At 72.9% G+C, this 16,359-nt stretch carries 11 protein-coding genes; 2 read left to right on the top strand and 9 right to left on the bottom strand.

Going from position 1 to position 16,359, the window contains the following annotated elements; translation table 11 throughout:
* Nucleotides 1-57: 57 nt before the first annotated feature.
* The 3 genes from ACH4MY_RS32205 to ACH4MY_RS32195 all read right to left on the bottom strand — a co-directional run bounded on the left by ACH4MY_RS32205 (nucleotide 58) and on the right by ACH4MY_RS32195 (nucleotide 4,661).
* The gene (locus ACH4MY_RS32205; RefSeq protein ID WP_398007501.1) at nucleotides 58-744 is read right to left on the bottom strand and encodes a GNAT family N-acetyltransferase; all 687 of its coding nucleotides are present in this window, start codon (nucleotides 742-744) and stop codon (nucleotides 58-60) included.
* Between the two features lie 55 nt (nucleotides 745-799).
* Nucleotides 800-2,620, bottom strand: coding sequence for an IucA/IucC family protein (locus tag ACH4MY_RS32200; protein ID WP_398007647.1), 1,821 nt, complete (start codon nucleotides 2,618-2,620; stop codon nucleotides 800-802).
* A gap of 670 nt (nucleotides 2,621-3,290) precedes the next feature.
* Nucleotides 3,291-4,661: a diaminobutyrate--2-oxoglutarate transaminase family protein gene (locus ACH4MY_RS32195; protein ID WP_398007645.1), complete on the bottom strand. Its 1,371-nt coding sequence runs from the start codon at nucleotides 4,659-4,661 to the stop codon at nucleotides 3,291-3,293.
* Between the two features lie 643 nt (nucleotides 4,662-5,304).
* Between ACH4MY_RS32195 and ACH4MY_RS32190 the strand changes: the two genes are divergently transcribed.
* On the top strand, nucleotides 5,305-6,483 hold the full coding sequence (locus tag ACH4MY_RS32190; protein WP_398007500.1) for a trypsin-like serine peptidase: 1,179 nt from the start codon (nucleotides 5,305-5,307) through the stop codon (nucleotides 6,481-6,483).
* A gap of 224 nt (nucleotides 6,484-6,707) precedes the next feature.
* Entirely contained in the window at nucleotides 6,708-7,874 is a 1,167-nt protein-coding gene (locus tag ACH4MY_RS32185; RefSeq protein ID WP_398007499.1) for a trypsin-like serine peptidase, read from the top strand.
* Nucleotides 7,875-7,980: 106 nt separating this feature from the next.
* Here ACH4MY_RS32185 and hflX read toward each other — a convergent pair whose 3' ends face one another.
* The 6 genes from hflX to miaA all read right to left on the bottom strand — a co-directional run bounded on the left by hflX (nucleotide 7,981) and on the right by miaA (nucleotide 16,326).
* Complete coding sequence (gene hflX / locus ACH4MY_RS32180) at nucleotides 7,981-9,474, bottom strand: GTPase HflX (protein WP_398007497.1); 1,494 nt, start codon at nucleotides 9,472-9,474, stop codon at nucleotides 7,981-7,983.
* 133 nt (nucleotides 9,475-9,607) lie between these two features.
* Nucleotides 9,608-11,098, bottom strand: a complete 1,491-nt coding sequence (locus ACH4MY_RS32175; RefSeq protein WP_398007495.1) for a M1 family metallopeptidase — start codon at nucleotides 11,096-11,098, stop codon at nucleotides 9,608-9,610.
* 172 nt (nucleotides 11,099-11,270) lie between these two features.
* Nucleotides 11,271-13,556 (bottom strand): RelA/SpoT family protein, encoded by a 2,286-nt coding sequence (locus ACH4MY_RS32170; protein ID WP_398007493.1) that lies wholly within the window; start codon nucleotides 13,554-13,556, stop codon nucleotides 11,271-11,273.
* Between the two features lie 226 nt (nucleotides 13,557-13,782).
* The gene (dapF, locus tag ACH4MY_RS32165; RefSeq protein WP_398007491.1) at nucleotides 13,783-14,652 is read right to left on the bottom strand and encodes a diaminopimelate epimerase; all 870 of its coding nucleotides are present in this window, start codon (nucleotides 14,650-14,652) and stop codon (nucleotides 13,783-13,785) included.
* 123 nt (nucleotides 14,653-14,775) lie between these two features.
* Entirely contained in the window at nucleotides 14,776-15,279 is a 504-nt protein-coding gene (locus tag ACH4MY_RS32160) for a hypothetical protein (RefSeq protein ID WP_398007643.1), read from the bottom strand.
* 108 nt (nucleotides 15,280-15,387) lie between these two features.
* The gene (miaA, locus tag ACH4MY_RS32155; RefSeq protein WP_398007489.1) at nucleotides 15,388-16,326 is read right to left on the bottom strand and encodes a tRNA (adenosine(37)-N6)-dimethylallyltransferase MiaA; all 939 of its coding nucleotides are present in this window, start codon (nucleotides 16,324-16,326) and stop codon (nucleotides 15,388-15,390) included.
* Nucleotides 16,327-16,359: the final 33 nt, after the last annotated feature.

Genomic DNA, 16,359 nt, shown 5'->3' with positions numbered 1-16,359 from the left:
ACTCCTCGGAGTGGGAACCGCTGTGGGTCGAGCGGTGTATAGAAGGCAGAGGGTTGTTCACAGAGCGTGACGGAGGGCGCGGTCACGCATCATGAGCGCCGCTCGTTTGTCGGGGAGGTCGACTTCCGCCGCATAGCGGAAGCCACCGCTGAGGAAGGCCGAGACGGAGGGAGTGTTACGGATGTCGGGTTCGGCGACGACGCGGGTACAGCGGGGACGGTGGTCGAGGACGAGATCGGCGACGGCGCGCAGAAGTGTGGCACCGACGCCGCGACCCCGGTCCGTGACACCTCCGATCAGCAGATGGATACCGGTGTCGTGGGGACGCGCCGGGTAGTGGCGGGCGAGCGGGTCGAGGTCGGCGCGGTAGATCTCGAAATAGCTCATGGGCGTGGCGTCGAGCAGGCCGAGGCAGGGCACGCTCCGGCCGTCGCCCTCGAGCTGGGCGCGGAGGTGCTCGGCGGTCACGTTCTCGGGTCCGGACAGTTCCCAGAAGGCGGCTACGGCGGGGTCGTTCATCCACCGGGTGAGAAGGGCCAGATCCCGTTCGAGTTGTACGGGGACGAGCCGGAAGACCCCGACGGCGGTGTCGGCCGGGTCCCATGAGGCGACGGAGTCCAGGAGGTCGCCCTCGCGGAGTTCGGTGTCGGCGGGACCGCCTTCGAGGAGAGCGACGAGCTCGTCGAGCCTCAGGTCGAGGGTGTCGTCGCCTGGCGGGTCGGCCGGTGGGCGGGTGGGTGACACGGTGTCGCTCTCCTCTCGGCGGTGCGGTCGGGGCGTGGGTTCTTGGAAGGCGGCCTCAGGCGCGGAGGGGGTTGGCGACGGTGACGTAGACGGACTGGGTGTCGACGGGGCCGACGAGTTCGTCCAGGCCGTGCAGCCTGGTGAGGAGGTTGGCCTTGCTGCGGAGGGTCGCGGCCTCCAGAAGGCGGTGGGGAAGGGGTGATCCGAGGCTGGTGGCGGAGGCGAGAAAGCTGCGGAGGGCGGCAAGCAGGACCCGCTCGTCGGCGAGGTGTTGGGCCCCGAAGGCTCCGATGAGGCCGAGGACGTTGTTGATGCCGAGGTAGTAGGCGAAGCGCTCGTCGGTGACCTGGTCGGAGACGAAGGTGTCGCTGTCGGCGCCGATGCCGGGGAGGCGGCTCTCCAGCTCGCTCCGGTGGGACTCACGGAAGTAGTAGCCCTGGTTGTCCCGGTAGCGCCCGCCGACCGGCCAGCCGTCGGGGTCGAGGAGCACCAGGGTGTTCTGCTGGTGGGCCTCCAGGGCGATGCCGGCGTGTCCGTCGAGCCAGAGGATGGGGCGGACGACCTGATCGAGGTAGCGGAGGAACCACTCGGCGGAGACGGCCGTGGTGGGGCGGCCGGTACGGGCGGCGAGGCGGCCGATGACGTCGGCGAGGCGGGAGCGCATGGTGGTGGCTCCCGGCCAGGGACGGGGGGTGGTGAGAGAGGCGATGCAGACGGCGTCGTCGCCGGGCCCGAAGGGGTTGTGGCGGATCATGACGTCGAGTCCGGGGACGGGGGTGCCGTCGGGGGCGTCGACGGCGAGCCAGGCGGGGTCGCGGACGATGTCGAAGGCCGGGTGGACGGCCTGCCACTCGTCCACGAGGCCGGTGCGGAGCAGGCGGTGGACCTCGACGCCGCGGTGAAGCTCCTTGCGGAGGTTCTCGCGGCGCGAGTTGGTGATGCGCAGGCCGAGGGAGAGCTTCAGCATGGCCCGCGCGCCGGGGCGGTGCACGGTACGGACGGAGGAGGTGGGGTGCCAGGAGCTCCCGTGGAGACCGAGGTCGTGGAGGAGGCCGGCGTCGAGGAGGGCGCGGACGTCGGGGCGGAGCAGGAGCTCGCGGGCCTGCCAGGGGTGAAGGGGCAAGGGCGCGGTACCGGCAGGGAGCGGAAGTCCTTCGGCGAGGCCGGTGGCGATTTGCTCCGCGGTGACGGGACGGCCCTGTTCGGTCCAGGCGGAGTCGGCGGCCAGGAGGGAGGGCTCAACGGCCAGCCAGTGGAGGGGGAAGGAACCCTGCAGTTCGGGTGAGTAGAGCCGGGCCTCGGCGTCGGAGAGGCCTTCGCGGCTCTTGGGAGTCGGGTGAAGGGGGTGGCCGAGCAGCAGGGACTGTTCGGCGGCGAGGAAGAGATCGGCGTCCGGGTGCGGCTGGGGCCGCTGGCGGCGCTCGGTGAGGAAGTCGGCGGTACGGCGGGCGGAGTCGGCGACCCTGCCGACGAGTTCGGTGCCCTCGGGCCGGCCGGACTCCCGGCTGAGCAGGGCTGCCACGGTCACGGCGTCGACGGTGGGAGCCGTGGCCGGGAGGCCTTCGAGGGCCGGGGCACCGAAGCGGTGCCAGCCGGTGGGCGACCAGTAGAGGACCGGGACGAGGAGAGCGGTGCCGCTGGCGTCGAGGGGGATGCGCAGGGTGGTGGAGCCGGGGGTCGGCAGGTTCTTCTCCCGGACCCAGCAGCGGAGCAGGTTCTCGACGGCGGCCGCGTCGGCGGCGCGCTGGGGGTCCGGGTCGTCCAGCGGGTCGGCGGCGGTGACCGGGCGGTGGGGCCGTGGGTCGTGCGGGCCGGCGTGCTGACGCGGGACGGTGGGGTCGGCGGTGGCGGCTTGGGCGACGCTCGGGTCGGTCACGGGGGGTTCCGTGGAGCGGGGCTCCGTGGCACCGGGTTCCGTGGCACCGGGTTCCGTGGCGCGGGGTTCCGTGGCACAGGGGGTGGCTCGGCCCGGAGCCTCGGCGCGGAGGACCTCGGTGCCCGCGGTGGTGCTGCCCGGGGCCCCGGCGCGGGGCGTCTCGGTGCCGGGGGCGGTGCCACGGGCCTCGGTGGGGAGCGTCTCGGTACGGGCCGCCTCTGCGCGGAGCGGCTCCGCGCGGAGCGCCTCCGTGCCCCAGGAAGTGCTGCCCTGGGACCCGGTGCGGGGCGTCTCGGGGCCGGGGGCGGTGAGACCAGGGGCGGTGCGGCTGGGGGCTTCGGTGCCGAGTCGCTCGGTGCCGGGGGCGGTGCGGCCGGGGGTCTCGGAGGGGGTTTCCTTCGAGGTGGCTTCCTCGGTGGTGAGGGTGCCGGTGGTGAGGGTGTCGGTGGCGAGGGCCTCGGATACGCGGGGCTCGGGCGTGAGGAGGTCGGTGACGTGGGGCTTGGGGGGCAGTAGTGGGGTGGCGAGGGGTTCGGGGGCGAGTACCTGGGAGGTGAGGACCTGCGGGCCGAGGTGCTGGACGGCGAGGGGGGCCTCGGTCTCGGGCGCCGGGGAGGGGGGCGTGGCGTTCACGGGGGCTTCCTTGGGGTGGGGCCGGGGGCGGTCCGGGTCAGTGGGACGGCCCGGGGGCGGTCCGGGGGGCCGTGACTCGGCGGGCGGCGGGCGGCTGGGGGGTGTGGGCCCGTTCGGCCGCGGCCAGGGCGTCGGCAAAGCGGTCCAGGACGGCGGTGGCCTGCTCGTCGGTGAGGGTGAGCGGGGGCAGGAGGCGGACCACCGCGGAGTGGCGGCCGCCGAGTTCCACGATGAGTCCGCGGGCGAGGCACTCCTGCTGGACGGCGAGGGCCAGCGCGGGGGCGGCGGGGGGCACGGAGTCGTCCGGTCCTGCGGCGTCGGAGTCGGCGTCGGGGTCGACGAGTTCCACGCCGATCATGAGGCCCCGGCCACGGACGTCGCCGACGCAGGGGTGGGCGGTCGCGAGGCCTCGGAGTTGGCCGAGGAAGCGGGCGCCGAGTGTGCCGGCGCGCTCGGCGAGTCTGTTCTCCCGGACGTACGCGAGGGTGGCCGTGCCCGCGGCCATGGCGAGCTGGTTGCCGCGGAAGGTGCCGGCGTGGGCGCCGGGTTCCCAGGCGTCGAGCTCGGATCTGTAGACGATGACGGCGAGGGGAAGGGAGCCGCCGATGGCCTTGGAGAGGACCATCACGTCGGGGACGACGCCGCTGTGCTCGACGGCCCAGAAGGCGCCGGTGCGGCCGACGCCGGTCTGGACCTCGTCGACGACGAGGGGGATGGAACGGTCGGCGGTGATCCGGCGCATCCGACGCATCCATTCGTCGGGGGCGGGGATGACCCCGCCCTCGCCCTGGACGGCTTCGACGATCATCCCGGCGGGGGTGGTGACACCGCTCTTGGGGTCGTCGAGGAGGTTCTCGGTCCAGCGGGCGGCGAGTTGGGCGCCGCGGGCGCCGCCGACGCCGAAGGGGCAGCGGTACTGCTGTGGGTAGGGCAGCCGGGTGACACGGACGTCGGTGGCTCCGCCGGAGGCGTCGAGGGCGCCGGAGGTCATGCCGTGATAGGCGCCGGTGAAGGCGAGGAGGCCGCTGCGGCCGGTGGCGGTGCGGACGAGTTTGAGGGCCGCCTCCACGGCGTCCGTGCCGGCCGGACCGCAGAACTGGATGCGGGCGTTGTCGGCGAGTTCGCCCGGCAGGGTGGCGAACAGCTCGGAGGTGAAGGCGTCTTTCAGGGGGGTGGCGAGGTCGAGGACGTGGAGCGGGGCGCCCGAGTCGAGGACCTTCCTGATGGCTTCGAGGACCACGGGGTGGTTGTGGCCGAGGGCGAGTGTCCCGGCGCCGGACAGGCAGTCCAGGTAGCGGCGGCCGTCGGCGCCCTCGATGGTCAGTCCCCGCGCGCGCACCGGGACGATCGGCAGGGAGCGGGCGTAGGTGCGGGCGGCGGATTCGCGGAGGGACTGGCGGCGCAGGATGCCCTCGTAGCCGCCACCGCCCTGGCCCGAGCCCTCTCGGTCCGAACCTCCACGCCCCGAACCTTCTCCGTCCGAACCCTCTCGGGCCGACGCCCCACGCTCCGAACCCTCTCGGGCCGAGGCGCCATGCCCCGAACGCTCTCGGGCCGAGGCCTCACCCTCCGGACCTCCTCGGTGCGGAGCCTCCTCGGCCGGGGTGCCTCGGACCGTCGGGGCGTGGGCCTCGGTGGGCGTCCCGTCGGGCGGTGCGCCGTGGGTCCCGTCGGGCGTCCGGGTCTGCGTCCGCGCGGCCGGTGGGACGGCCGGAGCTGATTCGGTCACGGCCACGGCTCGGTGTCCTCCCGCTGTAACAGTTGCGTTGCACATCGGGACGTCGCGAAGCCGCCGCAAGGGCCGCCCTGAGCGCCACCGTTGTGTCCCCCGTACGTACCAACGACGCGAACTGCCGGGGATCACGGGCCGAAGGCAAGAACTTGGCGTGTCCCGGATCACGGCACGGCAACGGCCGAACCATGACCGGAACCGCCGACCGGCCGCGTACCGTCCCCTCCGGCACCGGCATAGTGGGGGCCGTCGGCCGCTGTCCGCGCGGGCACGGCCGCTGTCCATGCACAAGTTGACGTAGTCCCAGGGGGATCACGAGATGCGATCGATTCGTCCGTTGCTGACGGCTGCTTCCGCCGTCGCGGCGCTGACGCTCACCGTTACGGCCTGCGGGCCGAGCGAGGAGAACGCGGGAGACAAGCCCAGTGCGCCCGCGACCGCCCAGAACCCGGCCGACAAGATCAAGATTCCGGAGGACCTGAAGGACCGCCTGAAGGAACACGGGATCGACCTCGACAAGTGGCGCGACGGCGAGTGGAAGAACTGGGATCGCGACAAGTGGCTGCGTGAGGCAAAGGACTTCGTCAACCCGATCATCGAGGACCTCTGGGACCCGGACCGGATGCGGGACGCCGAGCGCCCCGACAAGCCGGTCGAGGAGGAGGACATCTCGGGCGACAAGGGCGTGACCGACCCGACGCCGGACCCGGTGCGGGCGAAGGCCGTGGCGGGCAAGTACCACGCCAACGCCCCGGAGTCCGGGAAGGTCTTCTTCGACGGCCCCGAGGGCTCGATGGTCTGCTCGGCCACGGTCGTGCAGGACCCGGCGCATCCCGGCAAGTCCAACATGGTGTGGACGGCCGGCCACTGCGTGCACAAGGGCAAGAAGGGCGGCTGGTACCGCAACATCGCCTTCGTACCCTCGTACAACGACGCCGCGCTGTCGACCGCCGACCTGGAGAAGGCGACGCGCGAGCAGATCGCCCCGTACGGCGTGTGGTGGGCGGACTGGGTGAAGACCTCCGACCAGTGGATCGCCCAGGGCGCTTCCACCGGTGGCGCGGGCGCGCCCTACGACTTCGCGGTCATCCAGGTGACTCCGGAGAAGGGCGGCACGAGCAAGTCTCTGGAGGAGACCGTCGGTTCGGCGCTCCCGGTGGACTTCAACGCCCCCGCCGTCCCGAAGATCAAGGCCATGGAGGCGACCGGATACCCGGCGGCGCCGCCGTTCGACGGCCAGAAGATGTTCCAGTGCGAGGACAAGCCGGGCCGGCTGTCCCTGGAGACGAACCAGCCGACGATGTACCGGATCGGCTGCACGATGACCGGCGGTTCGTCCGGTGGCGGCTGGGTCGCCCAGGGCAGTGACGGCAAGCCGGCGCTGGTGTCGAACACCTCGATCGGCCCGTCGACGGCCGGTTGGCTCGCGGGTCCGCGTCTCGGTCCCGAGGCCAAGGCGATCTTCGACGAGGTCAGCAAGAAGTACGCCGGGCAGTAGGCGCGGCGGGGAGGCGGGGCCCCGGGGTCCCGCCTCCCCTCATGTCCGCCCGGCCGGGACCCGCGTCCCGGCCGGGTCCCGTCCGACCGGCATACTGTGCACCGCTAGTGACGCGTCCATGGCAACGTGAGGCCAATACCGCGAACGTCAAGGCGAGTTCGCGCCGGAAAGCGGCAACGTGGCCGGTCCCGGACGCGGGAATCATCTCAGGGGGAATTCACCACATGCGTTCCGTACGACTCATACCCGCCGCCCTCGGCCTGGCCACGGCGCTCGCGCTGACCGCCACGGCCTGCGGCCCCACCGAGACCCCGGCCGCGGACAAGCCGTCCGCCGGGGCGGACAGCTCCGCGCCGGCCACCGACGGCGGTGGCGCCGACCTCACCAAGGACCTCGCCGACAAGCTCAAGAAGCACGGCGTCGACCTGGACAAGTGGAAGGACGGCGAATGGAAGAACTGGGACACGGACACCTGGCTCCGTGAGGCCGAGGACTTCGTCAACCCGGTCATCGAGGGACTCTGGGACCCGGCGCGGATGCAGTCGGCGAAGAGCCCGGACCCGACGATCACCGCGCAGGCCGGAAGCGGCGGCAGCGACCCGACGCCCCGCCCCGTGAAGGCGCAGCGCGAGAAGACGCCGTACCACCGCAACGCGGCCCCGGTCGGGAAGATCTTCTTCGACTCCCCCGAGGGCCACATGGTCTGCTCCGGCACCATCGTGAAGGACCCGCGCCGGCCCGGGAAGTCCAACATGGTCTGGACGGCCGGCCACTGTGTCCACGCGGGCAAGAAGGGCGGCTGGTACCGCAACATCACCTTCGTCCCGGCCTTCAACGACCTGGGCAAGTCCCCCGCCGCGCTCAACAACGCGCAGCCGCACGAGGTCTACCCCTACGGTCAGTACTGGGCCGACTGGGCCGTGACCTCGGGTGACTGGATCACGTCCGGCGGCACCAACCAGGCCTGGCCGTACGACTACGCCGTGCTCCACGTGCAGCCGCAGCGGGGCGGCAAGTCCCTGGAGGAGACCGTAGGGGCCGCGCTCCCGGTCGACTTCTCCGCGCCGACGCCGGCGCAGTCCGGGACGGTGGGCGCCTGGGGCTACCCGGCGGCGCCGCCGTACAACGGCATGATCATGCACAAGTGCCTGGACCGGGCGACCCGTCTGACGACGGCTCCGGCCACGCCGACGATGTACCGGATCGGTTGCACGATGACCGGTGGTTCCTCGGGCGGCGGCTGGTTCCGTGTGCTGCCGAACGGCAAGACGGCGCTGGTGTCGAACACCTCGATCGGCCCGGCCGGCGGTAACGGCTGGCTCGCCGGACCGCAGTTGGGCCGGGGTGCCAAGGCGGCCCACGAGATGGTCAGCAAGAAGTTCGCCCGCTGACCCGACCGACCGCACCACTCACCACAGCACCACCCGCCACAGCACCACAGCACCACAGCACCACAGCACCACCCATGAACGACCGAGGGCGCTGTCGTGCGTGCCGTCAGTGCGCGGCGGGGACGTACGGCGCGAGCATCGCCGCCAGTTCCTCGTGCACCCGGGCCTTGAGCAGGGTGCCCTCCGGGGTGTGCTCCTCGGACTCGACCTCGCCCTCGGCGTGCACCCGCGAGACCAGACCGCCCTGCGTGTACGGCACGAGGGCTTCCAGCTCGACCTCCGGGCGCGGCAGCTCGGAGTCGATGAGCGCGAGCAGCTCGTCGATGCCCTGGCCCGAGCGGGCCGAGACCACGATGGAGTGCTTCTCCATCCGCAGCAGACGCTGGATCACCAGCGGGTCCGCCGCGTCCGCCTTGTTGATGACGACGATCTCCGGCACGTTCACCGCGCCGACGTCCCGGAAGACCTCGCGCACGGCGGCCAGCTGCTCCTCCGGCGCCGGGTGCGAGCCGTCCACCACGTGCAGGATGAGGTCGGACTCGCCGACCTCCTCCATGGTGGAGCGGAACGCCTCGACCAGGTGGTGCGGCAGGTGCCGGACGAAGCCGACGGTGTCGGCCAGGGTGTAAACCCGGCCGCTGGGCGTCTCGGCCCGGCGGACGGTCGGGTCGAGGGTGGCGAACAGGGCGTTCTCCACGAGCACGCCCGCGCCGGTGAGCCGGTTGAGCAGGGAGGACTTTCCGGCATTGGTGTAGCCGGCGATGGCGACCGACGGCACCTTGTGACGGCGGCGCTCCTGCCGCTTGATGTCACGGCCGGTCTTCATCTCCGCGATCTCCCGGCGCATCTTCGCCATCTTCTCGCGGATACGACGCCGGTCGGTCTCGATCTTGGTCTCACCGGGACCACGGGTGGCCATGCCGCCACCGCCGCCGCCGCCCATCTGACGGGAGAGCGACTGACCCCAGCCGCGCAGGCGCGGCAGCATGTACTGCATCTGCGCGAGCGCGACCTGCGCCTTGCCCTCGCGGGACTTGGCGTGCTGGGCGAAGATGTCGAGGATCAGGGCGGTCCGGTCGACCACCTTGACCTTGACGACGTCTTCCAGGGCGATGAGCTGGCCGGGGCTGAGCTCGCCGTCGCAGACGACGGTGTCGGCGCCGGTCTCGACCACGATGTCGCGCAGTTCACGCGCCTTGCCGGAGCCGATGAAGGTCGCCGGGTCGGGCTTGTCACGGCGCTGGATCACGCCGTCGAGCACGAGGGCGCCCGCCGTCTCGGCGAGGGCCGCGAGTTCCGCGAGGGAGTTCTCCGCGTCCTGGGCGGTCCCCGAGGTCCACACACCGACCAGCACGACGCGCTCGAGGCGCAGCTGGCGGTATTCGACCTCGGTGACGTCCTCGAGTTCGGTGGAGAGGCCGGCGACGCGGCGCAGGGCCGCGCGCTCGGAGCGGTCGAACTGCTCGCCGTCCCGGTCTCCGTCGATCTCGTGGCTCCAGGCGACGTCCTCTTCCATCAGGGCATCGGCCCGAAGGCTCTCGGTACGGCTCGTCTCCGCGAAGCTCTGCTCGTCCTGGGAAGGGGAAGAAGAGGAGGTCATTTGATCCTTACGTCGATTGCTTCGATGAAGCGATGAGTCTTATGCCGTGGCAACGCGCGAGGGCACCGGATGATTCCCGGGCCGTCGGCCGCGTCGCCGACCCGACGATGGTGACACGGCCCACCGGGGCCCGTCATCCGGGTTTCGGGGCGTTCTCGGCGGGCGCGACGGGGCGACCGCGCCAGTCCGGGTGCCCGGGCATCGGCGGGGTCTTCGCCTCGTACAGCCAGGCGCGGAAGAAGGCGGTGAGGTCGCGTCCGGCGATCTCGCCGGCCAGGGCGGTGAAGTCGGCGGTGGTGGCGGTGCCGTCCCGGTGGTCGGCGACCCAGCGGCGCTCGAGCCGCCGGAAGGCCTCGGTGCCGATCTCCTGGCGGAGCGCGTAGAGGACGAGGGCGCTGCCGTCGTAGACGACGGGCCGGAAGAGGCTGATCTTGTGCCCGGGTGCGGGGGGCTCGGGGGCGGCCGGCGGGCCGCCGTCGGCCCGCCACCCGTCGGAGGCGGCGTAGGCGGCCTTCATGCGCCGCTCCAGCGACTTGCCTGCGGTCTCCTCGGCGTAGAGCGCCTCGTACCAGCTGGCGTGTCCCTCGTTGAGCCAGAGGTCGGACCAGGTCCGGGGCGAGACGCTGTCGCCGAACCACTGGTGGGCCAGCTCGTGCACCATGACCGAGTCGACGTACCACTCCGGGTAGGCCGGTTCCGTGAAGAGCCGACGCTCGAAGAGCGAGAGGGTCTGGGTCTCCAGCTCGAAGCCCGTTTCGGCGTCCGCGACGAGCACCCCGTACGTCTCGAAGGGGTACGCGCCGACCTGCCGCTCCATCCACTCCAGATGGCCGGGGGTCTTGCGGAGCCAGGGCTCCATCAGCTCCCGGTCGGCGGTGCGGACCACGTCCCGTACGGGCAGGCCGTGGGGTCCGGCGCGGTGCACGACGGTGGAGCGGCCGATGGACACCTGGGCGAGCTCGGTGGCCATGGGGTGGCGGGTGCGGTACGTCCAGGTGGTGTCGGCGCCGTGGGTGACCCGGCCTGCGGGCAGGCCGTTGGCGACCACCGTGAGTGCGCTGGGGGCGGTGATCCGGAAGGTGAAGTACGCCTTGTCCGCCGGGTGGTCGTTGGACGGGAAGACCCGGTGGGCGGCGTCGGCCTGGTTGGCCATGGCGAGTCCGTCGCCGGTGCGGACCCAGCCGCCGGTGTCGGCGGGGCCGCCGGGGTCGCTGGTGTGGGTGACGACGATCTCGACCGACTCGCCCTCGTCGATCGGCACGACGGGGGTGACGACCAGGTCCTCGCCGCTGCTCGCGTACGCGGCGGGCAGTCCGTCGACGGTGACGGCGGAGACCGTGCCGTGGGTGAAGTCGAGGTTGAGCCGCTCCAGGTCGTCGGTGGCGAGCGCGTCGATCCGGGTCACGGCGGCCAGCGGTTCCGTGTTGACGCCGGGGTAGGTGAGGTCGACGGCGTACGCGAGGACGTCGTAGCCGGGATTGCCGAGGTGCGGGAAGAGCGGGTCCCCGATGCCGAGCGGCGCCGGGGCGGGCAACGCGGCGGCGACGAGCCCGGCCGAGGCGGCGACCAGGACGGCGGAGCGGAGCCACCTCGCACGGGGCAGGGGGGTTCGGACGAGCGGCATGGGCCAGGCCTTTCCGGAGGACTGGCCCTACGGCTACCAGGGCTTCGGCCGCTCCCCCGGGCGGCGCGCTCGCCCGCCACTCGAAGGGGGTCATCGGCGGTCCCCCGCCGTCCCCCTCCGCCTCCCGTGCCCTCCCGCGACGCCGTGCCCTCCCGTGCCGCCCGGCGGCGGGTCAGGCGCGGCGCGGTTCCGGTGACGAGCGGTGGCGGGCGCGGCTCACGTCGTACACCCCGGGCACGTCCCGCATGGCCCGCATGAGAGCGGCGAGCCGGGCCACGTCGGGCAGGTGGAGGGTGTACGTGTGGCGGACCCGCTGCTCGCTGGGCGGCTCGACGGTCGCGGAGACCACGGCGGCCCCGGCGACGGCGATGGCCTCGGTGAGGTCGGCGAGGAGCCCCGGCCGTCCGAAGGACTCCGCGACCAGGGTGACCCGGCCCTGCGCCGTGTCGCCCCAGCGGACGGTGACGGGTTCGCGGCCCAGCCCGCGCATGGTGTCGACGGCGGCGCAGCCCGTGCGGTGGGCGGTGACCGATCCCCCGCGCACCCGGAAGCCGGTGATCGTGTCCGGCGGTACGGGGGTGCAGCAGCCGGCCGGACGGACGGACGGACGCGGCTCGCCCTCCAGATCGGCGTGGAGTTCCGCGCCGGAGCGGTGGTCGGCGGCGACCTGGACCTGGGGCCGGGCGCCGGTGGCTGCGGCGGGGGGCACGGCCGCCTCGGGGTGGGCGCGGAGCCAGCCGGTGATCGCGATCCGGGCCGCCGGGGTGCGGGCGTGGTCGAGCCACTCCGGGGACGGTCCGGACACGGCGTCCTGGGCGAGCAGCAGCTGGACGGTGTCCCCGTCCCCGAGGACGGTGCTCAGCGGTGCGAGGCGGCCGTTGACGCGGGCGCCGAGGCAGCCGTGGGCGGCCTCGCCGTGCTGGGCGTAGGCGGCGTCGACGCAGCTGGCTCCGACGGGCAGGCTGATGGTGCCGGGGGCGCTGCCGTCGGCGCGGAAAACGGTGATCTCGTCGTCCTCGGCCAGGTCGGCCCGGAGCGAGGTCCAGAAGGTGTCGGGGTCGGGGGCCGCCTGCTGCCAGTCGAGGAGCCGGGAGAGCCAGCCGGGGCGCGTGGGGTCGACGCGCTCGCCGTCCTCGGCGGGGGCCGGGGTGACGTCCTCACGGCCGGCGGTTCCCAACCGGCCGGCTTCCCGGGTGAGGGAGCCGGCGGCGGCGTCCGGGACCGCGTCCGGCCGGTCGCCGGCACCGGAGGGGCCGATGCCCGCCGGCTGGCCGGCGGCGTCCTGCCCCACGTGCGGATTGCCGAGGGCGACGACGCCCGCCTCCGCGACCCTGTGCATCCGGTGGGTCCGGATGAGGACCTCGGCGACGGCGCCGTCGGGGGCGGCGATCGCGGTGTGCAGCGACTGGTACAGGTTGAACTTGGGGGCCGCGATGAAGTCCTTGAACTCGGAGATCACCGGGGTGAAACAGGTGTGGAGCTCGCCGAGGACCGCGTAACAGTCGGCGTCCTCGGCGACCAGGACGAGGAGCCGGCCGAAGTCGCAGCCGCGCAGCTCTCCGCGCTTCAGGCGGACCCGGTGCACGGAGACGAAGTGCCTTGGCCGGACGAGGACTTCGGCGCCGATGTCCGCCTCGCGCAGGACCGTCGTCACCTGTTCGGCCACGGCGCCGAGCGCGTCGCCCGCGTGGGGGTTGGCGGCGATGAGCGCGCGGGTGGTCTCGTACTCCTCGGGGTGGAGGATGGCGAAGACGAGATCCTCCAGCTCGGTCTTGAGGGCCTGGACCCCGAGCCGTTCGGCCAGCGGGATGAGGACGTCCCGGGTGACCTTGGCGATCCTGGCCTGTTTCTCGGGCCGCATCACGCCGAGGGTGCGCATGTTGTGGAGCCGGTCGGCGAGCTTGATCGACATCACCCGGACGTCGTCGCCGGTGGCGACGAGCATCTTGCGGAAGGTCTCGGGCTCGGCGGCCGCGCCGTAGTCGATCTTCTCCACCTTGGTGACGCCGTCGACGAGATAGGCGACCTCGTCGCCGAACTCCCGGCGTACCTGATCCAGTGTCACCTCGGTGTCCTCGACGGTGTCGTGGAGGAGGGAGGCGGTCAGGGTGGTGGTCTCCGCGCCGAGTTCGGCGAGGATGAGGGTCACCGCCAGCGGGTGGGTGATGTACGGCTCGCCGCTCTTGCGGAACTGGCCGCGGTGCGAGGACTCGGCGAGCACGTACGCCCGGCGCAGCACCGAGAGGTCGGCCTCGGGATGGTGGGCGCGGTGTGCCTCGGCGACATGACTGATGGCGTCGGGCAACCGGTCACGGGGCGCGGGTCCCGCGGTGGCGCCGAGCAGGGCCGCGCGGCCGAGCCGGCGCAGGTCGATCCGGGCGCGTCCGCGTCTGCGGGCGGTCGCATCGGTGACGGCGGCTTCCGCCGCGCTCACAGGGTTGGTGGCCTCTGCGCTCATGGGGCACCTCCGGCAACGTCGACCGGCGGTGGGCGGGCCAGGCGTACCCGGGGGGCCGGTGCTTGATGCTACCGACCCCACCACGTGGCGCAGTCGCCCTCTCGCCCAGCGTGAACCGGATCACCCATTCGAGCGACAAATCAGTCGTTGACTGTTTCGATTCCGCTGGTTCCTTCGATTCGGCCGGGTCGCACGGGCGCGTCCGGCCGGGCCGGGCGGTGGTGATTCAGCCGAGCCAGGCCGGGTCGACGGTGCCCTCGGCGACGATCTCGGCGGGACCCGTCATGTCGATCCGGCCGTCGGGGTGCTCGGTGATGAGCAGGGTCCCGCCGAGCACGTCCACGGTGTACGTGACGGGGGTGCCGCTCTCAGCGGGGTCGGCGCCGTCCCGGCGGGCGGCGGCGACGGCCACGGCGCACGCGCCGGTGCCGCAGGACCGCGTCTCGGCGGCGCCGCGCTCGTGGACCCGCATGGCGACGTGGCGGGGGCCGCGGTCGGCGACGAACTCGATGTTCACCCCGTCCGGGTAGACCGCGGCGGGCTCGTACGGCGGCTCGGTGAACAGGTTTCCGGCGTGGGCGAGGTCCTCGACGAAGGCGACCGCGTGCGGATTGCCCATGTTCACGTTGCGCGCGGGCCAGCTGCGGCCGTCGACGGTGACCGTGACCGCGGCCTCCGGAAGGACCGCGCGGCCCATGGCGACGGTGACGGAGCCGTCCTTGCCGAGGTGGACGTGCTTGACCCCGCCGCGGGTGGCGACGGCGGCCTCGCCGGCGGTGATGTGCCCGGCGTGCTCCAGATAGCGGGCGAAGACCCGGACGCCGTTCCCGCACATCTCGGCGATCGAGCCGTCCGCGTTGCGGTAGTCCATGAACCACTCGGCCTCGTCGGCCATGTGCCGCGCCTCGGGATGGGAGGCGCTGCGCACGACGTGCAGCAGCCCGTCGCCGCCGATGCCGGCCCGCCGGTCGCAGAGCCGCGCGACGGCGGCAGCGGACAGGTCGACGGCGTTCTCCGCGTCGGGGACGATCACGAAGTCGTTCTCGGTGCCGTGGCCCTTGAGGAAGGCGAGCGGCGAGGTCGGCGTGCTGGTCACGAGCTCAACTGTACGGGGTGGCCGCGACGGGCCGCCCGCTCGTCCACAGGGTGGGCCCGGCGCCACACGGACGGCCGACGCGGGCCGGCGGACGAGGTGTCGTCGCCGGCCGCGGACGGAGCGTCAGCGCAGCCGGGCCACACGCCAGACCGCGAGGGCGACCAGGGCCGCGATCGTCGTCACGTACAGGACGAGGTAACGCCAGTTCGGCCGCTCGCCGGAGCCCCGCTGCGGGAGGCCCGGCCAGGTGTAGCCGACCTTGCGGGCGGCCATCATGCCCCAGCCCGCCGCGCAGAAGCTGATCAGGAGTCCGAGCATGGCCAGGACGGCGCCGCCGTCGCCCGAACCGAAGGCGAGCGGGAACGCGAACATCAGCGAGCCGACGGCCGCCAGGCCCACGATGGGCGCGAGCTGCCAGATCCTCAGCCGGCGCTGGGGACGCAGCTCGACCTCGACCTCGTCGGCGTCCACCTCGACGGCGGTGCCCACCGCGTCGTCGGGGCCGTCCGGGGTCAGCCCCGGGGCACCGACCGGAAGGTCGTCGTCGGTCGGACGGCCCGGGGTGTCACCCGTCGGGTCACCGAGCGCCGCCTCGTGCTGTTCTCTGTCGCGAGGGCCGGCCTCCATCGCCACGCGCCCTCCCCACTCGGACTCCACTTGGTCGATCGATGCTCGATGATGGCACGCTCATGACCGCCGAAATGACGGGCAGGGCGTCCCGATGCCATCACGTGATCAGGCTGTAACCGCTCGTTCGACCAACGACAGCGCCTGCCCCGGGAGTTCCCCCCGGTGATCTGCGGCTCCGCTGAGCCAGTGGACGCGCGGGTCCCGGCGGAACCACGAGTCCTGGCGCCGGGCGAAGCGCTTGGTGGCCCGCACGGTCTCGGCACGCGCCTCGTCCTCGGTGCACTCCCCCGCCAGCGCCGCGAGGACCTGCTGGTAGCCGAGGGCACGGGCCGCGGTGCGCCCTTCGCGCAGGCCGCGGGCCTCCAGGGCGCGCACCTCGTCGACGAGGCCGGCCTCCCACATCCGGTCCACGCGCGTGGCGATCCGCTCGTCGAGCTCGGGGCGGGCCACGTCGACACCGATCTGGACGGTGTCGTAGACCGAGTCGGGTCCCGGCAGATTGGCCGTGAACGGCTTGCCGGTGATCTCGATCACCTCGAGCGCGCGGACGATGCGACGGCCGTTGCTGGGCAGGATCGCGCGGGCCGCCTCGGGGTCGGACGCGGCGAGCCGGGTGTGCAGGACGCCGGAGCCGTGCTGCTCGAGCTCGGCCTCCAGCCGGGCCCTGACGGCCGGGTCGGTGCCGGGGAACTCGAGGGCGTCGACGGCCCCTCGTACGTACAGACCGGAGCCGCCGACGAGGACGGGGGTGCGGCCGGCGGCGAGCAGCCGGTCGATCTCGGCACGGGCGAGCCGCTGGTACTCGGCGACGCTGGCGGCCTCGGTCACGTCCCAGATGTCGAGGAGGTGGTGCGGGACGCCGCCGCGCTCCTCGGGCGTCAGTTTGGCGGTTCCGATGTCCATCCCCCGGTAGAGCTGCATCGAGTCTGCGTTGACGACCTCGCCCCCGAGCTGCTGGGCCAGGAATACACCCAGATCGGACTTTCCGGCCGCTGTGGGGCCGACAACGGCGATGACCCGCGGGGCGGGAGCTGCGCTTCTCACCGCCCCAGTCTCGCAAACCTCCCGGCCCGTCCC

The organism is Streptomyces sp. NPDC017246, from assembly GCF_044331325.1.
GTDB lineage: Bacteria > Actinomycetota > Actinomycetes > Streptomycetales > Streptomycetaceae > Streptomyces.
Note: the sequence above shows the minus strand (reverse complement) of the source record. Positions and strands in the feature narration are given on the sequence as shown.

Bases quoted from the DNA above. Each gene is read 5' to 3' on its own strand.
- ACH4MY_RS32190 (WP_398007500.1), top strand. From the start codon at position 5,305: ATGCGATCGATTCGTCCGTTGCTGACGGCTGCTTCCGCCGTCGCGGCG.
- ACH4MY_RS32185 (WP_398007499.1), top strand. From the start codon at position 6,708: ATGCGTTCCGTACGACTCATACCCGCCGCCCTCGGCCTGGCCACGGCG.
- hflX (WP_398007497.1), bottom strand. From the start codon at position 9,474: ATGACCTCCTCTTCTTCCCCTTCCCAGGACGAGCAGAGCTTCGCGGAG.
- ACH4MY_RS32175 (WP_398007495.1), bottom strand. From the start codon at position 11,098: ATGCCGCTCGTCCGAACCCCCCTGCCCCGTGCGAGGTGGCTCCGCTCC.
- ACH4MY_RS32170 (WP_398007493.1), bottom strand. From the start codon at position 13,556: ATGAGCGCAGAGGCCACCAACCCTGTGAGCGCGGCGGAAGCCGCCGTC.
- ACH4MY_RS32160 (WP_398007643.1), bottom strand. From the start codon at position 15,279: ATGGAGGCCGGCCCTCGCGACAGAGAACAGCACGAGGCGGCGCTCGGT.